General features: G+C 71.1%; 17 protein-coding genes and 1 pseudogene. 10 read left to right on the plus strand and 8 right to left on the minus strand.

What is annotated here, in order from left to right:
• Positions 1–69 precede the first annotated feature (69 nt).
• On the minus strand, positions 70–402 hold the full coding sequence (locus tag ACFQRI_RS15345) for a DUF397 domain-containing protein (protein WP_380669004.1): 333 nt from the start codon (positions 400–402) through the stop codon (positions 70–72).
• A 272-nt stretch (positions 403–674) separates the two neighbouring features.
• Here ACFQRI_RS15345 and ACFQRI_RS15350 point away from each other — a divergent pair, with 272 nt between their 5' ends.
• Positions 675–878: an HC3 family zinc finger protein gene (locus ACFQRI_RS15350; RefSeq protein WP_380669006.1), complete on the plus strand. Its 204-nt coding sequence runs from the start codon at positions 675–677 to the stop codon at positions 876–878.
• Between the two features lie 49 nt (positions 879–927).
• Here the strand turns inward: ACFQRI_RS15350 and ACFQRI_RS15355 are convergent, their stop codons facing one another.
• A complete protein-coding gene (locus tag ACFQRI_RS15355; protein ID WP_380669008.1) occupies positions 928–1647 on the minus strand; it encodes a GGDEF domain-containing protein in 720 nt (239 codons plus the stop codon).
• A gap of 264 nt (positions 1648–1911) precedes the next feature.
• Here ACFQRI_RS15355 and ACFQRI_RS15360 point away from each other — a divergent pair, with 264 nt between their 5' ends.
• The 3 genes from ACFQRI_RS15360 to ACFQRI_RS15370 are packed head-to-tail and all read left to right on the plus strand — an operon-like array spanning position 1912 to position 3990.
• Entirely contained in the window at positions 1912–2145 is a 234-nt protein-coding gene (locus tag ACFQRI_RS15360; protein WP_380669010.1) for a DUF397 domain-containing protein, read from the plus strand.
• A gap of 53 nt (positions 2146–2198) precedes the next feature.
• Positions 2199–3116, plus strand: a complete 918-nt coding sequence (locus ACFQRI_RS15365) for a helix-turn-helix domain-containing protein (protein ID WP_380669385.1) — start codon at positions 2199–2201, stop codon at positions 3114–3116.
• A gap of 34 nt (positions 3117–3150) precedes the next feature.
• Positions 3151–3990 (plus strand): SAM-dependent methyltransferase, encoded by an 840-nt coding sequence (locus ACFQRI_RS15370; protein ID WP_380669012.1) that lies wholly within the window; start codon positions 3151–3153, stop codon positions 3988–3990.
• A gap of 71 nt (positions 3991–4061) precedes the next feature.
• Here ACFQRI_RS15370 and ACFQRI_RS15375 read toward each other — a convergent pair whose 3' ends face one another.
• Both ACFQRI_RS15375 and hisD read right to left on the minus strand, forming a co-directional pair.
• The gene (locus tag ACFQRI_RS15375; RefSeq protein WP_380669014.1) at positions 4062–5222 is read right to left on the minus strand and encodes an ester cyclase; all 1161 of its coding nucleotides are present in this window, start codon (positions 5220–5222) and stop codon (positions 4062–4064) included.
• Positions 5219–6541 carry a histidinol dehydrogenase gene (gene hisD / locus ACFQRI_RS15380; RefSeq protein ID WP_380669016.1) on the minus strand — a complete coding sequence of 441 codons (1323 nt, stop codon included), beginning with the start codon at positions 6539–6541 and terminating at the stop codon, positions 5219–5221. Before hisD ends, ACFQRI_RS15375 begins: the two co-directional genes overlap by 4 nt.
• Positions 6542–6940: 399 nt before the next feature.
• Here hisD and ACFQRI_RS15385 point away from each other — a divergent pair, with 399 nt between their 5' ends.
• Positions 6941–8221, plus strand: a complete 1281-nt coding sequence (locus ACFQRI_RS15385) for an MFS transporter (RefSeq protein ID WP_380669018.1) — start codon at positions 6941–6943, stop codon at positions 8219–8221.
• 37 nt (positions 8222–8258) lie between these two features.
• Here ACFQRI_RS15385 and ACFQRI_RS15390 read toward each other — a convergent pair whose 3' ends face one another.
• Positions 8259–9221: a LysR family transcriptional regulator gene (locus ACFQRI_RS15390; protein ID WP_380669020.1), complete on the minus strand. Its 963-nt coding sequence runs from the start codon at positions 9219–9221 to the stop codon at positions 8259–8261.
• Between the two features lie 118 nt (positions 9222–9339).
• On the opposite strand from ACFQRI_RS15390, the gene ACFQRI_RS15395 reads away from it, so the two are divergent.
• The 4 genes from ACFQRI_RS15395 to ACFQRI_RS15410 are packed head-to-tail and all read left to right on the plus strand — an operon-like array spanning position 9340 to position 12657.
• Positions 9340–10476, plus strand: coding sequence for a cupin domain-containing protein (locus tag ACFQRI_RS15395; protein WP_380669022.1), 1137 nt, complete (start codon positions 9340–9342; stop codon positions 10474–10476).
• A complete protein-coding gene (locus tag ACFQRI_RS15400; protein ID WP_380669024.1) occupies positions 10473–11174 on the plus strand; it encodes an alpha/beta fold hydrolase in 702 nt (233 codons plus the stop codon). Before ACFQRI_RS15395 ends, ACFQRI_RS15400 begins: the two co-directional genes overlap by 4 nt.
• Entirely contained in the window at positions 11171–11935 is a 765-nt protein-coding gene (locus ACFQRI_RS15405; RefSeq protein ID WP_380669026.1) for an SDR family NAD(P)-dependent oxidoreductase, read from the plus strand. The genes ACFQRI_RS15400 and ACFQRI_RS15405 overlap by 4 nt, the downstream gene beginning before the upstream one ends.
• Positions 11932–12657 (plus strand): HpcH/HpaI aldolase family protein, encoded by a 726-nt coding sequence (locus tag ACFQRI_RS15410; protein ID WP_380669028.1) that lies wholly within the window; start codon positions 11932–11934, stop codon positions 12655–12657. The genes ACFQRI_RS15405 and ACFQRI_RS15410 overlap by 4 nt, the downstream gene beginning before the upstream one ends.
• 60 nt (positions 12658–12717) lie before the next feature.
• Here the strand turns inward: ACFQRI_RS15410 and ACFQRI_RS15415 are convergent, their stop codons facing one another.
• The gene (locus ACFQRI_RS15415; protein ID WP_380669030.1) at positions 12718–13710 is read right to left on the minus strand and encodes a LacI family DNA-binding transcriptional regulator; all 993 of its coding nucleotides are present in this window, start codon (positions 13708–13710) and stop codon (positions 12718–12720) included.
• 303 nt (positions 13711–14013) lie between these two features.
• Between ACFQRI_RS15415 and ACFQRI_RS15420 the strand changes: the two genes are divergently transcribed.
• Complete coding sequence (locus ACFQRI_RS15420) at positions 14014–15279, plus strand: ABC transporter substrate-binding protein (protein ID WP_380669032.1); 1266 nt, start codon at positions 14014–14016, stop codon at positions 15277–15279.
• A 206-nt stretch (positions 15280–15485) separates the two neighbouring features.
• Here the strand turns inward: ACFQRI_RS15420 and ACFQRI_RS15425 are convergent.
• Positions 15486–17043, minus strand: a pseudogene (locus ACFQRI_RS15425) (alkaline phosphatase D family protein).
• Positions 17044–17314: 271 nt separating this feature from the next.
• Positions 17315–17920, minus strand: coding sequence for a TetR/AcrR family transcriptional regulator (locus tag ACFQRI_RS15430; RefSeq protein ID WP_380669034.1), 606 nt, complete (start codon positions 17918–17920; stop codon positions 17315–17317).
• Positions 17921–17945: the final 25 nt, after the last annotated feature.

Below are 17945 nucleotides of genomic sequence, written 5' to 3' on the forward strand. Positions count from 1 at the left end.
CAGCGGCCCGCGTTTCCCGGTGATCCGGTGCCGATGATTATTCCATTGTGGTTGGTGCGCTGCGGAAACCTACTCGCGGTCGAAGATCCCGGAGCGCGCCTCCTGCAGGAAGCGCGACCAGCTGTTCGAGTTGAACCGGAGCACCACGTCGCCCGTGAGCCGCTTGCTGTCGCGGACCCCGACCAAGCCGGGGAGGCTCGCGTTCACCTCGACGCAGTTTCCCCCGTTCGGGCCACATAACGAAGCGCGTCGCCAGCCCGTCGTGCCGAAGACCTGCTGCGATGGTGAAACCTGGTGGGACATCCCGGTGCTTCCCTTCCGAACGTCTCGACTCGGATCGTCTCGTACTCTACGATTAATCGCAGGATATCGAGGAGGGGGCGCGGTGCTAAGGGGTGCCATTCGATCGAGGGAATTCCGAGGTCGCGCCCGTCCTTCCGCGCTGGAAGGCGGCTTACCACGCCGGTTTCCGCGTGTTACTCCTTGCGCGATGCGGGTAGTGTTTAGCCTGCGTCCGGGCAGGGGGATGGCGCGCACGGCCTTCCGGTCGGTGTCGCCGGGGGAGTGCTCCAAGAATATTCCTGGTTAGGACGCGGCGCCGTGGCAGCCCGTCGGGGCGATGCCGCGGGGTTCGCGCTGACGCGCCGAGCACGTACCGAGAGAGGAGACTGCGGATGCATCCGTTCCATTGGGTTCCCGCCCAAGGGGAGCGTCACGCCAGCGCCGACCCTCGGCCGTCCGGGGGGTATCCGGCGGGTCTGACCGTCAACACGCTGTGCGCTCAGGAGGTCTCCGCCGAGGTCGGCGAAGTCGCCTGGCTGTGGACCACCTGCGCCACATGCAACGCGGAGGCGCGCCGGCTGGTCGGCGCCGCCTGAGGCCCATCGCCACGCGCTGGCCTGGGATCGCGCGCCGACGCGCCCGATTTCAGGCCAGGCCGCTGGTGGCCTCGGCGTTGGAACCGCCCTCGATGGCCACCAGCGGGTGGCGCCGGTGCGGGATGCGCTCGGTCGTGTCGTCCACCGGACGGTGGCGGTAGGTGCTCGACCGCGTCGACTTCGCCCGGTACATCGCCTTGTCCGCGGCGGTGAGCAGCTGGTGCATCCGGTGGGCGGGCATCGCGGCCACGCCGGCGCTCGCGGTGCACCGGATCGGCATCCCGGAGACCAGCTCGGAGCGCGCTATCCGCGCGCACATCCGCTCGGCGAGCACCTCGGCGTCGCGGATCGCCTTGGCGTTGCTGCTCTCGGCGTGCATGAGCACGACGAACTCGTCGCCGCCCAGCCGCGCGGTGCAGGCCGCGTGCCCGGCCACCCGCTCGATGCGCTGCGCGGCCTCGACGATCACGCTGTCGCCGAAGTCGTGGCCGTACATGTCGTTGGTCTGCTTGAGCCCGTCCAGGTCGAGCAGGATCACCGCGATGTGGTCGCCCGGGCGCGCGGACTCGCGCTGCTGCTCCAGGGCCTTGTAGAGACCGGCCCGATTGGACATTCCGGTCAGCGGGTCGGTGTGGGCCGCTCTTTCGGCCTCGGCCAAACGGCGCTGCAGATCGCGCGTCTTGCGCTGCGCGCCGAGCCGGGTGATGACCAGAGCTACCGCGAGGATCGCCGAAGTGGCCACTGCTGCGGCCGTGACCAGCCCGCTCACCGTTCATTGCTCCATTCGTGTGAGCGCGAGGGTGTGGTCGGGTGAGCACCGGCGCGGCTCATCGGTCCTCGCCGCGGTAAGCCGTTCATCCCCCAGGCCTCCTCCCGTTGCCGGGGCCGCCGCGACCGTTCGATCACGCAACGGTTCGTGGTCGTCGGCCCGACCGCTGCTGCTACTGTCCCGAAACAGATGTACAGATGCAAGAACGTTTGCAAGAACGCTTGCAAGTGCGGACGCGATTTCGCTCGAATGATGGAGGCGTCGATGCCGGAGACCACCGCGGGTGAGGCAACGGGCAGGGTGGACCTGCGCTGGCGCAAGAGCGAACGCAGCAACCCCAGCGGGAACTGCGTCGAGCTGGCCAGGCTGGACCGCGGTTCGATCGCGGTGCGCAACTCCCGCTTCCTGGAAGGGCCGGTGCTCGTCTACACCCGGGAGGAGATCGCCGCTTTTCTCGAAGGGGTTAAAGCGGGAGACTTCGATGATCTAATCTGCTGAACGGCGTGTCGGCAGGAGGAAGCCGCCTGCTCCTGACAGGGGTACCGACGATGATGAGCATTGACCCGGAGAGACCCGGCGACCAAGCCGGGGGCAAGCGCGCGGGCAAGGCCGGCGGGCCGGCAGCCGGTCCGACGGTCCTGCGCATCGCGCTGGGCGGGCAGCTGCGGCGGCTCCGCGAGAGCCGCGGCATCAGCCGGGAGGCCGCCGGTGATGCCATCCGCGGTTCCCACGCCAAGATCAGCAGGCTCGAGCTCGGCAGGGTCAGCTTCCGCGAACGCGACATCAGCGATCTGCTGACCTACTACGGGGTCCAGGACCCGCAGGAGAGGGAGCAGTTCCTGGCGCTGGCCCGGCAGGCCAACGAGCCGGGCTGGTGGCACCAGTACGGGGACCTGCTGCCGTCCTGGTTCGAGACCTACCTGGGGCTGGAGCAGGCCGCGGCGATCATCCGCACCTACGAGGCGCAGTTCGTGCCGGGCCTGCTGCAGACCCCGGACTACGCGCGCGCGGTGATCAACCTCGGGCACGGGCACGAGTCCGCCCCCGAGGTGGACCGCCGGGTCGCGTTACGCACCCGGCGGCAGGACATCCTCACCCGCCCCGAGCCGTCGACGCTGTGGGCGGTGATCGACGAGGGCGCGCTGCGTCGTCCGATCGGCGGAGACCAGGTGATGCGCGGGCAGATCGAGCACCTCATCCGCGTGGCCGAGCTCCCCAACGTCACGGTCCAGGTCCTGCCCTACAGCGCGGGCGGGCACGCCGCCGCCGGCGGGCCGTTCTCCATCCTCCGCTTCCCCGAGTCGGACCTCCCCGACATCGTCTACCTGGAGCAGCTCACCAGCGCTCTCTACCTGGACAAGCGCCACGACCTCGACCAGTACCAGGCGGTCATGGACAAGCTCAGCGTCCAGGCCGTCACGCCCGAGGGCACCCCGCGCCTGCTGCGCGAGATCGTCGACTCCTACTGACCCGCAGTCCCGCCCCGCCCGCGGAGGAACCAGCATGCCCGAGAACCGGCCGCTGTCGGCCGAGATCGACACGACCGTCGCGCACGAGGCGCGCGTCTACGACTACTGGCTGGGCGGCAAGGACCACTACGAGGCCGATCGCGCGCTGGGGGACGCGATCGCCGAGCAGATCCCCACCGTCGCCACGATGGCCCGCGCCAACCGCGCCTTCGTCGGCCGCGCCGTGCGCTACCTGGTCAAGGAAGCCGGGGTCCGGCAGTTCCTGGACATCGGCACCGGCATCCCCACCAGCGGCAACGTGCACGAGGTCGCGCAGCAGGTCGATCCTGCGGCGCGGGTGGTCTACGTGGACAACGACCCGATCGTGCTCGCGCACGCCCGCGCGCTGATGACCAGCACGCCCGAGGGGGCCACCAAGTTCGTCTTCGCCGACCTGCACGACCCGGAGTCGATCCTGTCCGACCCGGCGGTGCCCGAGACGCTGGACCTCTCCCAGCCGGTGGCGGTCATGCTGGTCGCGGTGCTGATGTACTTCCGCGAGGAGTCCGAGGTCCGCCGGGTGCTGTCCGCGGTGATGGACGCGGTGCCCTCCGGCAGCTACCTGACGCTGACCCATCCGACCGCGGACTTCGATCCGGAGGCGGTGGCCGGCGTGGTCGCCGCTGCCGAGCGCTCCGGCATCGCGTTCCAGCCGCGCAGCCGCGAGGAGCTGGGACGCCTGTTCGCCGGCATGGACCTGGTCGAGCCGGGCATCACCCCGGTGATGGCCTGGCGCCCGGAGGAGCCCGAGTCCGGCGCCGTCGAGCTGCGCCCCAGCGCTCGTCCGGATCCGACGAGCGCGTACTACTGGGCCGCGATGGCCCGGAAGCGGTGAGGCGCGCGATCTTCCGCTGAGCGAGGAGGCCCGCCGCGAGCCGTGCGGCCGGCCTCCTCGCGCGAGTCCGGTCAGGCCAGGTCCGGCGGGTTGTCCTCGCTGACCAGCTGGGCGATGACGTCGAACTCGTTGAACAACGACCACTCCTCGACGATCCGGCCGTCGACGACGTAGAGCTGCGAGATGCCCCAGAGGTGCGCGCGCTTGCCGGTGGGCTTGCCGTAGAGCCCGTGCCCGCGATGGGTGCCGATGCCCGACCAGCGAGCCGAGATGCTGTAGCCCTCGGCGTCGTTGCCCATCCAGTACACCTCGTCGACCTGCACGCCCAGGTCCGGGAAGGTGGCCAGCAGGCCGCGGGCCATCGCGCGCACGTCCGAGCGCCCGTAGCCGGTGCGGTTGGTCGTGCCGTGCCAGCGGACGTTCTCGGCGTAGATCCGGTCGATGGTGCTCAGGTCGCGCCGGTTGTAGGTGTTGTGGAACAGCGCCCGCACCGTGCCCTCGACGTCGAAACCGTCCGCGTTGTCCGGTTCCGGGAGGGAGATCGGCTTGCGCCCGCCGGCGAGGCGCAACGCCTCGGAGGACGGCCGCTCGCCGATCGGGGTCACGCCGCCCTCGCGCGCGTAGGTGCGCGCGGCCTCGGCGACGTCGATGCCGAGCTGCTGCAGCTTGGCCGCGGTGTTGTAGAGGACCCACTCCTCGTAGATCTCGTTCTGCCAGACCACGCAGTTGGCGATCACCCAGGTCTCCAGCTTGCGCCCGGTGGGCGGGCCCCAGCGCCACGGGCCGGTGTGGTGGCCGATGTTGATCGCGCGGTGCGAGGTGGCGAAGCCTTCGGCGTCGGTGCCGGCCCAGATCACGTCGTCGGCGTAGTGCCTGCAGTCCGGCAGCGCGTTGATGCTCTGCATCGTGCCGTCGACCAGCCGTTCCACGCCGAACTTGACGCCGCTGTCGTCGTAGAGCCGGCAGCCCTGCGCGTAGGTGTCGTAGATGTAGCCGACGTCCTGGTCCTCCCAGATGCGGTGGGTGATCCGGACGATGTAGTCGACGATGTCGGTGTAGGCGTCCTCGAACCCCTCCATCGACTGCCTGCGCTCGCCGCCGTAACGCGCCCCGGCCAGCGTCGCGCCCGCACCGGGGCGCACCGCGATCGAGAAGTCCTGCGGCATGGTCCGCTTGCCGGAGGTCATCGTTCCGCCCGGGGAACCGGCGGGCTGGGTGGAGATCTCGTTCAACGTGCTCCTCCGTGGCGTCGCAGTCGCAGGGTCGCGGTGGCCTCGTGGGCCGCCATGCCTTCGTAGTCGGAGATGGTCTCCACGGCTTCGGCCAGCAGCGGCGTGGCCTGCTCGGAGACCCGCTGGTAGGTCAGCGGTTTGAGGAAGCGCGAGACCGACAGTCCCGCGCTGTGCCGGGCCCCGCCCGCGGTGGGCAGCACGTGGTTGGTGCCCGCCATGCCCTTGTCCGAGTAGGCCACCGTGCTCCACCGGCCGAGGAAGATCGAACCGTAGTTGCGCAGCGCCGAGTGGTAGTGCTCGTCGTCGGCGGTGATCACCTCGAGGTGCTCGGGCGCGAGGTCGTCCATCAGCGCGATCGCGGTCTCCGCGTCCTGGGCCCAGGTGACGCTGCCGAAGTCGCGCCAGGCCGGGCCGGCGATGTCGTTGGTCTTGAGGTTCGCCAGCTGCGCGTCGACCTGCGCGACGACCGCCTCGCCGAGCTCCCGGGAGGTGGTGACCAGCGCGGCGGGGGAGTTGACCCCGTGCTCGGCCTGGCCGAGCAGGTCGGCGGCCACCAGTTCGGCGTCGGCGGTCTCGTCGGCCAGCACCGCGACCTCCGAGGGGCCGGCCAGCAGGTCGATGGCCACGCGGCCGAACAGCTGGCGCTTGGCCTCGGCGACGTAGGCGTTGCCCGCGCCGACGATCATGTCCACCGGATCCTCGCCGAGCAGCCCGAAGGCCATCCCGGCCAGCGCCTGCACGCCGCCGAGCACGAAGACCCGGTCGACTCCGGACAGGTGGGCCGAGTACAGCACCGCGGGGTCCGGGCCGCTCCTGCCGGGCGGCAGGCAGGCGACCGCGGTGTCCACGCCGGCGGCCTTGGCGACCCCGACGGTCATGAACGCGCCCGCGGTCAGCGGGAACTTCCCGGCGGGCAGGTAGGCGCCCACCCGCTGCACGGGAACGTAGCGATATCCGGTGGTCAGCCCGGCGGCGAGCTCGATCTCGGCGTCCTGCAGCCCGGCGCGCTGCAGCTCGGCGAACTGGCGGGTGCGCTCGGCGCCGAGCTCCAGCGCCGCCCGGTGCTCGGGGGTGAGGGCATCGCCGGCGGCGCGGATGTCCGCGGTGCTGAGCTCGACGTCGCGTTCCTGCCATCCGTCGAGCTCGCGGGCGAAGCGCAGCACGGCGTCGTACCCGTCGCGCTCGATCTCGCCCAGCATCTCCGAGACCCGTTCGACCACGCGCGGATCCTGCTGCGCGGCGGGGGCGTCCGAGCCGGGTGGTTTGAGGTGGGTGTAGCGCCCGGACAACGTGCCGAGCAACCGCGGGGTGAATCGCATGACCGGAAGCTAAGCCGGTCGCGAGCACAAGGACAAGGGTGCACATCCTTGTGCGAAGCACAGGGAAACGCTATCCCGGCCGAATCGCTCATGCGTATGCACGGAACGAGGTGGTCGAGCACGATCCACCCGAATCGTGATTTCATCCGTATGCAGAGCGGGGTTGACACCCGGTTCGGCCCGCTGCAACTCTCTTGCCGCATCGGCCCGGCACCCCGCGGGCCCTGGAAGCGATGCGGTTCCCCGGCGACGCCGACGCGGTGCGCGGCCGGTCCGCCGGACTCGCCCGGTAATCCCTCCAGCAGCGCATCGCGGACCACCGCGTCCGCCCGGACTTCGGAGCAGCCCTTGACCAGCACAGCCGCGGCGTCCAGAGAGCAGGCGCCACCGCAGACACCGATGCGCAGAGCCGTCACGGCGGGCGTGATCGGCAACTTCGTCGAGCAGTTCGACTTCGGCATCTACGGATACCTGGCGCCGGTGATGGCGCCGGTGTTCTTCCCCTCGCAGGATCCGGTCGTGGCCGTGCTGTCCACCTACGCGATCCTGGCGATCGGCACCATCATCCGACCGCTCGGCGGGATGATCCTGGGGCGCTGGGGCGACCGGTGGGGCCGCCGCACGGTCCTGCTCTGGACGATCCTGATGATGGGCGTGGGCACCGCGCTGATCGGGCTGCTGCCCACCTACCAGCAGGTCGGGCTGCTCGCGCCGATCCTGCTGCTGTTGCTGCGCTGCACGCAGAGCCTGATCTCCGGCGGGGAGTACGTCGGCGCGATCGCCTTCGTGGTGGAGTGGGCGGAGCCGCGGCGCCGCGCCTACCGGACCTCGTTCGTGTCGATGAGCGTGTTCTTCGGGATCCTGGGCGGCGCGGGCATTTCCGCGCTGACCGCCACGCTGTTCGAGCCGGCCGCGCTGCAGAGCTACGGCTGGCGCATCCCGTTCCTGCTCGCGCTGCCGCTGTCCCTGGTCGGCCTGTGGGTGCGCACCCGGGTCGGGGAGACCCCGGAGTTCCAGCGGGCCACCAACGAGGGCTCGGAGGTCGTCAAGGCGCCGCTGACCGAGGCGTTCAAGTCGCAGTGGCGCTCGATGCTCGTGTTCTGCGGTGCGTCGATCACCCTGGCGATCCTGTCCTACACCTGGGTCACCTACTTGCCGGAGTACCTCAGCTCGAACGTCGGGCTCTCCCGCGCCGAAGCGCTCGGGTCCAACGCGATCTCGGTCGCGGCGATCATCCCGCTGCTGCCGCTGGCCGGTGCGCTCTCCGACCGCATCGGGCGGCGTCCGATGCTGATCACCGGCTACGCCTCGGCGATCGTGCTGGTGCCGGTGGCCTTCGCGGTGGCGCAGTGGGGCACCTTCACCGGGGCGGTGATCGCGCAGCTGATCTACGTGATCCCGGAGTTCTTCGTGACCGGCATCGTGACGGTCTGCGTCTCGGAGATGTTCGCGACTCGGACCCGGTTCAGCGCGGGCGGCGTGGCCTACAACTGCTCGTTCGCGGTGTTCGCCGGCATCACGCCGTTCGTGTCCACGCTGCTGGTGAGCACCACCGGCACGATCTACGCGGTCTGGGCGTTCCTGGCCACCGCGGCGCTGATCTCGCTGGTGGTCGTCACCAGGTGGATGACCGAGACCAACCGGGTCGACCTCGCCACCGGCCTGCCGCCGCAGGACTGACGCTCCAGCGCCACCCGGCGCGTGCCGATTCCTCCGTTCACCGGAAGTCCCGGAGTGCCCCGCGCTCCGGGACTTCCGACGAGACGAGCGGTTCGGCGCTCCCGCGCCCGGTGGTGAGGAGGGCGTTCTCGGCGAGACGGACGAGCTCGGTGGTCGCCGGGGACAGCGGCCGGTCCCGGCGGCGGATCAGCGCGATCGTGTCGTGCAGCGGGGCGGCGAACGGCGCGGTGGTCAGCTCCTGCGGGAAGCGCGGGCTGCGCACGACCGCTCGGCTGGCGATGGTGTCGCCGATGCCGTCCGCGGCCAAGCGCAGCGCCGATTCGACGTGCTCGACCTCGATCCGCGCGTCGAGGCTCACCCCCGCCAGCTGGGCCCGCTCGGACAGCTGCCTGCGGGTGGGATCGCTCCACCCGTAGCGCGCGTCGTAGAGGATCAGCGGCGCGGTGGTGAGGTCCTCGACCGTGACCGGCTCGCGAGTGCGCCGCGGGTCGGCGCTGACGTAGCGCACCTCGTCCTGGATCAGCGGGGACACCGCCAGTCCCTCGTCGTCGATGGGCAGCACGACCAGCCCGGCCTCCAGGTCGCCCTCGCGCACCGCCGCTGCGGTCTCGGCCGAGTTCTGCCCCACCAGGCGCACCCGCACGTCGGGGTAGCGCTCGTGGAACTGCCGCACCAGGTCCGAGAGCAGGTAGTAGTCGGCGTTGCGCAGCAGTCCGAAGGTGGCGGTCCCGCCGCGCAGCGAGTTCAGCGCGCGCACCGCGGCGGTGCCGTGGTCGGCGGCCGCCAGCGCCTGCTCGGCGTGCGGGAGCAGCTCCTGCCCCGCGGCCGAGAGGGACAGCTTCCGGCTGCCGCGCACGAACAGCTCGGTGCCCAGCTCCTCCTCGAGCCGCCGGACCAGCTCGGAGACCGAGGGCTGGGCCATGTCCAGCTCGGCGGCCACGGCGGTGAAGGTGCCGAGCCGGTGCGCCAGCGCGAACGCGCGCAGTTGGTTGAGCGTCACGGGCGCAGCCTAGGCATCCGCCGGCGGAACGCGAAAGCGGTTGCTCCGAACTCTTGACAGCGTTCGACCGCAGGCGTTTCTATCGTTACATACGTATTCACGACTTGAGGGAGTGCGGATGTCCTCGGTCCAGGTGACCCGCGAGGAGCTGGAGCGCCGAACGATCCGGCGCGGCGATTTCGTGTCGTGCAACCAGGCGTTCATCGACTGCCGCACGCCCGGTTCCGATCGCAAGGAGAACTACTCCATGATCGGGCCGGGCGTGACCCAGAGCGCCAACCAGGTCGTCAACCTGCGCGAAGCGCACGGCTACAACATCGGCGCCGCCGCGATGCCCAACGGCATCACCAACAACCTGCACCTCCACTACACCGCCGAGGTGTTCCTGTGCTTCCGCGGGGAGTTCCTGCTGCGCTGGGGAGCCGACGGGCAGGAGGGCGAGCTGGTGCTCCGGGAGGGCGACATCGCCTCGATCCCGACCTGGATCTTCCGCGGCTTCACCAACATCGGCCCGGACGACGGCTGGTTGTTCACCTGCCTCGGCCACGACGACACCGGCGGCATCATCTGGGGCCCGAGCGTGCTGCGCGAGGCCGGGGGGCACGGGCTGTTCCTCACCGAGGACAACCGGCTGGTCGACACCGTCGCCGGCGACGAGCCGCCGGAGGACGTCGAGCTCAAGCGCCCCATGGCGCAGGAGGACGTCGAGGCGCTGCCGGCCTTCCCGGTGGAGAAGATGCGCCGCCGCATCGCCAAGCCCGAGGACCTGGAGTGGTCCGACCGGGGCTTGCTCGGGGCCGTCCTGCCCGGCGGGCGCGCCGAGCTCGCGCTGGTCATCGGCTTCGGCATGACCGAGGACCGGATGCAGGAGCCGCGGATCTACAACCCGCACGGGCACAACATCGCCTGGCTGCGCGCCGACCCCGGCGAGGGCATGCTCGCCCACCGGCACGCCGAGACCCAGGTGCTCATGGTCAAGGACGGCGAGTGGGAGGTCACCGTCAACCGGCACGACGAGGCCTCGGTGCGGCTCGGCCCGGACGACATGGTCTCGATCCCGCGCAACGCCTGGCGCAGCGTCCGCAACGTCTCCGGGGACACCGCGAACCTGCTGGTGATCAACAGCGGCGATGGGCGGGTGCGCCTGGAATGGGACGACGAGGTCACCAAGGCCGCCGCGGACGCGGGCGTCGGCGTCGACCACAACGGCTACCTCGCCCCGCACCACCTGATCCCGCGGCCGGTGGGCAGGTGATCGTGCTGGTTCCCGGCATGCTCTGCGATGCCGACCTGTGGTCGGATCTGGTCGAGGGGCTGCCGGGCCCGGTGGTGCACGCCGCGATCACCGCCGACAGCGTCGGCGGCATGGCCGAGCAGGTGCTGTCCTCGGTGGACGGCGAGTTCAGCCTGATCGGGCTGAGCCTGGGCGCCATCGTCGGGTTCGAGGTGGCGCGCCGGGCCCCGCAGCGGTTGCGCTCGCTGCACGCCCTGTCGACCAACGCGGGCCCGCCGCGCCCGGAGCAGCTGGCCGGGTGGACCGAGCTGGCGGAGCGGACTCGGGCCGGGCAGTTCGCCGAAGTCGTCGCCGAGCGGATCCTGCCCGCGATGTTCGCCGACCCGTCGCCCCCGCGGGCGCGGCGCGAGCGATTCCTGGCGATGGCCGACCGGATCGGCCCGGAGGTCTTCCGCGCGCAGCTGGCCGCGCAGGCGACCCGCGTCGGGGCCTTCGACGCGATCGCCGCGCTGCCCGCGCCGGTGCAGGTGCTCTGCGGGGACCGGGACGCGCTGTGCCCGCCGGAGTTCCACCGCGACATCGCCAGGTCCGCCGGTGGCGGCGAGCCGCACGTGCTCGCCGGGGCCGGCCACCTGCTGCCCGTCGAGCGCCCGGCCGTGGTCGGCGCGCTGCTGCGCGGGAACCTGCCCGCGCGAGCGACTTCTGGAGGAGGAGCATGAGCGGAGAGCTCACCGGCCGCACGGCCCTGGTGACCGGCGGCGGCAACGGCCTGGGGCGCGCGATGTCCCGGTCGTTGTCCGCCGCCGGGGCCAGGGTCGTGGTCGCCGGACGGACGAAGGACAAGGTCGAGGAGACGGTCGCCGACCTGCCCGGGCCGGGCCGCGCCGCGGTCTGCGACGTCGCCGATCCCGGCTCGGTGCGCGCGCTCGCCGGGGAGCTGGTCGGCGAGGAGGTGTCGATCCTGGTCAACAACGCCGGGATCGCCGGGCCGGTGCGGCCGCTGGTGGAGGTCGATCCCGCGGAGTGGGACGAGGTCTTCGACACCAACGTGCGCGGGGTCTACCTGGTGTGCCGCGAGTTCCTGCCCGGGATGACCGAGCGCGGCTTCGGCGACGTGGTCAACGTGGCCTCGGTGTCCGGCAAGCGCCCGCTGCTCAACCGCACGCCCTACACCGCCTCGAAGATGGCCGTCATCGGCCTGACCACCACCCTGGCCGGGGAGGTCGGACCGCTCGGCGTCGCGGTGAACTCGCTGTCCCCCGGCCCGGTGGCCGGGCCGCGCATGGATCGCAACTTCCGGCTGGAGGCCGAGCGCTCGGGCATCACCGAGGCCGAAGCCGAGCGGGCGTTCGTGTCCAAGGCCCTGCTCGGGCGGATGGTCACCGAGCAGGAGGTCGGCGAGGCCCTGGTGCGGATGCTGGGCATGTCCGGGCTTTGCGGGGCCGACATCGACCTCTCGGCGGGGATGGTGGCGCGATGACCCTCAAGGAACGACTGCGCTCCGGGGAGCGGCTTCTCGGCGGGCTGCTGCGGATGCCCTCGGAGACGCTGCTGGAGATGGCCGCGGTGGCCGGGCTGGACTACGCGGTCCTGGACTGCGAGCACGGCCCCGCGGACCTGATCGCGCTGCAGCAGCACCTCCAGGCCGCCGACGCCTGCGGCATCCCGGTGCTGGTGCGGGTCGGCGAGCGCGAGCCGGCGCTGATCCTGCGGGTGCTCGACCTCGGCGCGCAGGGGGTGATCGTGCCGCACGTCGACACCGCCGAGCGGGCCCGCGAGGTCGTCGCCGCCGCGCACTACCCGCCGCTGGGCGAGCGCGGTTTCGCCACCTACAGCCGCGCGGGTCGCTTCGGCCGCGGCATCGACGAGCACCTCGACGCGGCGCGCCGCACCACGATGGTGATCCCCATGCTGGAGACCCCGCGGGCGTGCGCGGCGGCGGGGGAGATCCTCGCGGTGCCCGGTGTGGACAGCGCGCTGATCGGACCCGCGGACCTGTCGGTTGCGATGGGGCGCAGCGGTCCGGGCGATCCGGAGGTGGCCGCGCAGATCGACGGCGCGGTGCGCGCCGCCGAGCGGGGCGGGCACCCGATGATGACCATCGTCGGTTCGGTCGAGCAAGCCGAGAAGGCCCCGCCGGGGATGGTGCTCTACAACCTGACGCACGTCCTGATGGGGACCCTGCGCTCGCTCGCCGGATAGCCGGGCACCTCCCGAATTCGACGTCCCCGCGCGCACCTCGCGCGGGGACGTTCGGGAGGTTCAGCGCGGCGGAGGTCCGTGCGTGCTGCGCAGGACGAGCTCGGGCTCGAAGCGGGTCCGGCGCGGGCCCGACTCCTCGTCGGACTCGATGCGCTCGACCAGGAGCCGGGCCGCGGCCTGGGCCAGGGCGGACAGGTCGTAGTGCACGGTGGTGAGGTCGAACGCCGCCCAGGAGGCCATCGGGATGTCGTCGAACCCGACCAGCGTCAGGTCCTCGGGGATCCGCGCGCCGAGGCGCAGCGCGGCGTTGAGCGCCCCGATGGCGATCACGTCGTTGCCGCAGAACACGGCTGTGGGGCGGGATTCCAGCACCTCTTCGAGCAGGCGGTGCCCGGTGTCGAAGTCGAACGGGCCGCGCCGCACCGAGCTCTCCGGAAGCGCGATCCCGGCCTCGGACAGCCCCAGCCGGAAGCCCATCTCCCGGTCGCGCCCGGTGGTGGTCTCCGGCGGCCCGCCGATGCAGGCGACCTCGCGGTGCCCGAGCCGCGCCAGCTCCTGGGCGACCAGGCGCCCGCCGAGCTCGTTGTCGACCACCGCGGCGTCACCGGACTGGCCGCCGCCTTCGCGGTTGAGGAACACGAACGGGAGCTCCCGGCTGCGCAGCTCCTCCGGCAGCCGGGAGTTCACGGTGGCGGTGGCCAGCACGACGCCGTCGATCGAGCGGTCCAGCAGGCGCTGGCTGGTCACCGCGGTCTCGTCGCGCTCGGTGAACAGCATCATCCGGTAGCCGTGGGCCTCCAGCTCGTCGTGCACCGGGCCGATGAGGTGCGGGTAGAACGGGTTGGTGAGGTCGGTGACGACCACGCCGATGCGCTTGGTCATCCGGGTGGACAGGCTCCGCCCGGTCTCGCTGGGCACGTAGTTGAGCGCTTCGGCCGCGCGGCGCACCTTCTGCCGGGTATCCTCCGAAACGCGCTGATCGCCCCGCAGCGCCCGGGAAACGGTCGGCTGCGAAACCCCGGCGAGCCGCGCGACGTCCCGACTGGTGATCAACGCTTCCTCCTTCGCCGGCTGCATACGAATGGTACCGCAGCGGATTTCGCGAGTTCTGAATCGGGAGCGCGGGTCTGAATACGTATGATCAAAACGGCTCCGCGCGGTCCGCGCGGGTGATTTCGATCGTGCTCCGCGAGCTGGACGGACTGCTTGACACTCGGCGTTTCGGACAGCTAGAAAGCGCTTACCGCAACATCAGCTCGACGCGCTTTCGCCTGGTCCCAACGACATCACAACGAGGTGAGTTCGTTGCCCGTCACGCCCGAGTCGAATTCCGCACCACCCTCCCGAAGAAGGCCGTTGCGCAAGGTCGGAGCGCTGGCCACCGCGCTCGTGCTGCTGGCCACCGGCTGCGGTGCTTCCGGCGACGACGGCGGGAAGGTCTCGCTGCGCGTCCTGTGGTGGGGCAGCGACACCCGCCACCGGATGACGCAGGAGATCATCGCCGAGTTCGAGAAGGCCCACCCGAACATCGACATCCAGCCGGAGTTCACCGGCTGGAACGACTACTGGGACCGGCTGGCCACCAACACCGCGGCCGGCGACATGCCCGACATCGTCCAGCACGACGCCGATTACCTGCGCGAGTACGCCGAGCGGGGCGCGCTGCTGGAGCTCGACGAGTACATGCCCGACGTCCTCGATCCGGCCGCGCTGGACGAGTCGGTGCTCGGCACCGGCGAGGTCGAGGGCAAGACCTACGCGATCCCCACCGGCATCAACGCCTACTCGGTGGTCGCCGATCCGGCCATCTTCGAGCAGGCCGGTGTCCCGATGCCCGACGACAGCAGCTGGACCTGGCAGCAGTTCATCGACACCGCCGCGCAGATCTCCCGCAACACCCCCGAGGGGACCTACGGGCTGCAGGACATCGGCTTCGTCGACGCCGGCATCCAGGTCTTCGCCCGCCAGCGCGGCGAATCGCTCTACGGCGCGGAGGGCAAGCTCGGGGTCTCGGACGAGACCCTGCGCGACTGGTTCCAGATGATCGTCGACGCCAGGGACAGCGGCGCCGAACCGCCGCCCTCGCGCAGCATCGAGGTGCAGTCGGGCAACGTCGACCAGTCGCTGGCGGCGACCCGCACCGGCGGGATGGGCCTGTGGTGGACCAACCAGCTGCCGACCGTGGCCGAGCTGTCCGGCCGGGAGCTCCAGCTCCTGCGGTTCCCGGGCGAGTCGGAGCGGCCGGGGATGTACCTCAAGCCGAGCATGTTCTGGACCGCCTCGTCGAAGACCGAGCACCCGGAGGAAGCGGCGAAGTTCATCGACTGGATGGTGAACAACCCGCGTCCGGCCGAGATCCAGCTCAGCGACCGGGGCCTGCCGATCAACACCGAGGTGCGCGAGCACGTCGTCCCGCAGCTCTCGCCCGCCGATCAGCAGGCCAGGAAGTTCCTCGACGAGATCACCCCGCAGCTGGCCCCGCCGCCGAAGCTGCCGCCGCCGGGCTCCCCGGAGGTCCAGGACATCCTGGTGCAGATCAACGAAGCGGTCCTGTTCGACCGGATGTCGCCGGAGCGAGCGGCCCAGGAGTTCCGCAAGCAAGCGGAGAACGCCATCAGCTGACCCACCCGCAATCGACCGAAGAACCCACCACGACCGCGCCTGCCGACAACGACCGCGCCTACCGGCGTGCGGCCACGGACGAAGACCGTCGACCACGACCGAACCCACCGATCACCCATCCCGCTCCGCACCCCGAAAACCCTCGGATTCACCACCCCGATTGGGAGGTGATTCGGGGTGCGGATTGGGAGGTGATTCGGGGTTGGTCAGTCGGTGAGGCCGGGTTTGCCCTCGGCGACGGTGTAGGTCTTGCGGGTGCTGATGGGCGAGCCGGGTTCGGTGACGTACTCCAGCACCCGGTAGTCGGCGGTCCACTCGCTCGGGGTGATGGTGTTGCGGACGTAGCCCCGCTGCCGGTTGATGAACTTGATGTGCGGGTTCTCCTCGAGCTGGATCGAGTCGTTCGGGTTCTGCTCGCGTCCGTCGCCGCCGGAGGCGATCGAGGTGCCGACCAGCTCGACGCCGACGGTCTCGGAGTCCGGGCGGTCGAAGTCGGCCTTGATCTCCGCGGCGTAGTTGGCGTGCACGTCCCCGGTGACCACCACGGGGTTCGACACCGACCCGAGCCGATCGCGCACCAGGTCGCGCTCCGCCGGGTAGTTGTCCCAGGCGTCGTTGCTGACCGATTCCGCGTCGCCGGCGGCGAAGTCGCGCTTGCTGAAGAACACCTGCTGGGCCAGCACGTTCCAGCGCGCCGTGGTGCCTGCGAGGTTGCCCAGCAACCAGTCGCGCTGCCCGGCGCCGAGCATCGTGCGGTCGGGGTTCTGGACCTCCTCGGACGGGACCTCCTGGTCGTCCCGGTACTGGCGGGTGTCGAGCAGGTGCACGTCGACCAGATCGCCGAAGGTCAGCCGTCGGTGGATGCGGATGTCCGGCCCGTCCGGGCGCTGCGCGCGGCGCAGCGGCATGTGCTCCCAGTAGGCCTGGAAGGCCTGGGCGCGGCGCCGCCGGAAGACCTCGGGGTCCTGGTCGGGCTCGGTGTCGGGCTGCGAGATGTCGCCCGCCCAGTTGTTCTCCACCTCGTGGTCGTCGAAGACCACGGCCCACGGGAACGCCGCGTGCGCGGCCTGCAGGTGCTCGTCGGACTTGTACTGGCCGAGCCGGGTGCGGTAGTCGGCGAGGTCGGTGATCTCGCGCGCCGGCACGTGCGCCCGCCCGATCGAACCGGAAGCGCCGCTCTCGTAGATGTAGTCGCCCAAGAACGCGACCAGATCGAGGTCCTCCTCGGCCATGTGCTGGTAGGCGGTGTAGTGCCCGGAGGCGTAGTGCTGGCAGCTGGCGAACGCGAAGGCGAAGCGGTCCAGTCGCGATCCGGGGGCGGGCGCGGTCCGGGTGCGCCCGGCCGGGCTGATCTCGCCGTCGACCCGGAACCGGTAGAAGTAGTCCGCGCCGGGGCGCAGTCCGGAGACCTCGACGTGCACCGAGTGCCGCGGACTCGCGGGTGGTCTGCTCGGTGCCCTCGGCGACCACGTCGGTGAACTTCTCGTCGGTGGCGACCTGCCACTGCACCGGCACGATGCGGTCGGGCATCCCGCCGAACCCGTCCTCGGTCAGCGGCTCGGGGGCTAATCGGGTCCACAGCACCACGCCGTCGGGCAGCGGGTCACCCGAAGCCACGCCCAGCTGGAAGGGAGCCCGGATGACGCCGCGACCGGCTCCGGCGGCCTGGGCCAGGCCCGTGCCGCCGACGGCCGCGGCGCCGATGGCGGCGGTGCCGGCCAGCAGCACCTGGCGGCGGGAGGGCTTGATGGGGTTGTCGGACATGCTCCACCTCTCGGCAGTGCCCGCGCGTCCCCGCCGCGGCGGCGATGTGCGGGCGATTCGGGAGAAATGCCCGTCGACCCTATGGATGCCGGGTGACGCACCGGAGAACCGGCGTTGAGGTCCGGTCGTCGCGAGGACGACATCGGAGCGGGTTGCGCCGTTCGACGAAGCGGATTTCGACCTCCGCTGCGCCGTCCGGCGGTACGCGCCGGGCCCTCCGTCCGCGCTTCGCCGAGCGCGCGTGGGGGCGGCGCGGTTTCGCGGTGCAGCGCTAGTCCACCCGCAGCGCCGACAGCGCTTCGAGCATCAGCGCCGCCCACTCGTCGCGCAGCCGCGGCTTGTCCTCCTCCGGCGTCTCGGCCAGCCGCAGTCCCGCGCCGCCGAGCATCCAGAAGACGAACTGGCTGGTCGTGCGCAGCGAGCTCTCCGCGGAGAGGTACCCGGCCTCGACGAGCCGGGCGATGAAGCGCTGGGTGACGTCGTAGGCGTACTTCTCCTCGCACTCGCGCCACTTCTGCCAGCCCAGCGCGGCCGGGCCCTCGATCCAGACCAGCCTGCCGTACTGCGGTTCGCAGCACTTGTCCAGGTAGGCGGCCACGGCCTGCAGGCCGGCGTCCCAGGGGTCCGAGGCGTCGGCGGCGGCCAGGACCTCCTGCATGGCCTCCTCCTCGACGGTCTCGACCACCTCCTCGAAGAGGGCCTGCTTGCCGCTGAAGTGGTGGTAGACGGCCCCGCGGGTCACGTTCGCCTGCGCTGCGACGTCCTCCAGGGACGCGCCCCGGTAACCGCGCTCGGCGAACAGCTCCGTGGCGGCCTGCAGGATCGCCGCCCTGGTGGCGTCGGCGTACATCTCGCGGCGCGACTTGACACTGGACATACGCTGAGTCTAGCCACATACACGG

It is taken from the genome of Saccharopolyspora griseoalba (assembly GCF_042665275.1).
GTDB classification, from domain to species: Bacteria; Actinomycetota; Actinomycetes; order Mycobacteriales; family Pseudonocardiaceae; genus Saccharopolyspora; species Saccharopolyspora griseoalba.

Bases quoted from the DNA above. Each gene is read 5' to 3' on its own strand.
- ACFQRI_RS15405 (WP_380669026.1), top strand. From the start codon at position 11,171: ATGAGCGGAGAGCTCACCGGCCGCACGGCCCTGGTGACCGGCGGCGGC.
- ACFQRI_RS15430 (WP_380669034.1), bottom strand. From the start codon at position 17,920: ATGTCCAGTGTCAAGTCGCGCCGCGAGATGTACGCCGACGCCACCAGG.
- ACFQRI_RS15385 (WP_380669018.1), top strand. From the start codon at position 6,941: ATGCGCAGAGCCGTCACGGCGGGCGTGATCGGCAACTTCGTCGAGCAG.
- ACFQRI_RS15370 (WP_380669012.1), top strand. From the start codon at position 3,151: ATGCCCGAGAACCGGCCGCTGTCGGCCGAGATCGACACGACCGTCGCG.
- hisD (WP_380669016.1), bottom strand. From the start codon at position 6,541: ATGCGATTCACCCCGCGGTTGCTCGGCACGTTGTCCGGGCGCTACACC.
- ACFQRI_RS15360 (WP_380669010.1), top strand. From the start codon at position 1,912: ATGCCGGAGACCACCGCGGGTGAGGCAACGGGCAGGGTGGACCTGCGC.
- ACFQRI_RS15395 (WP_380669022.1), top strand. From the start codon at position 9,340: ATGTCCTCGGTCCAGGTGACCCGCGAGGAGCTGGAGCGCCGAACGATC.
- ACFQRI_RS15350 (WP_380669006.1), top strand. From the start codon at position 675: ATGCATCCGTTCCATTGGGTTCCCGCCCAAGGGGAGCGTCACGCCAGC.
- ACFQRI_RS15345 (WP_380669004.1), bottom strand. From the start codon at position 402: ATGGCACCCCTTAGCACCGCGCCCCCTCCTCGATATCCTGCGATTAAT.
- ACFQRI_RS15410 (WP_380669028.1), top strand. From the start codon at position 11,932: ATGACCCTCAAGGAACGACTGCGCTCCGGGGAGCGGCTTCTCGGCGGG.
- ACFQRI_RS15365 (WP_380669385.1), top strand. From the start codon at position 2,199: ATGAGCATTGACCCGGAGAGACCCGGCGACCAAGCCGGGGGCAAGCGC.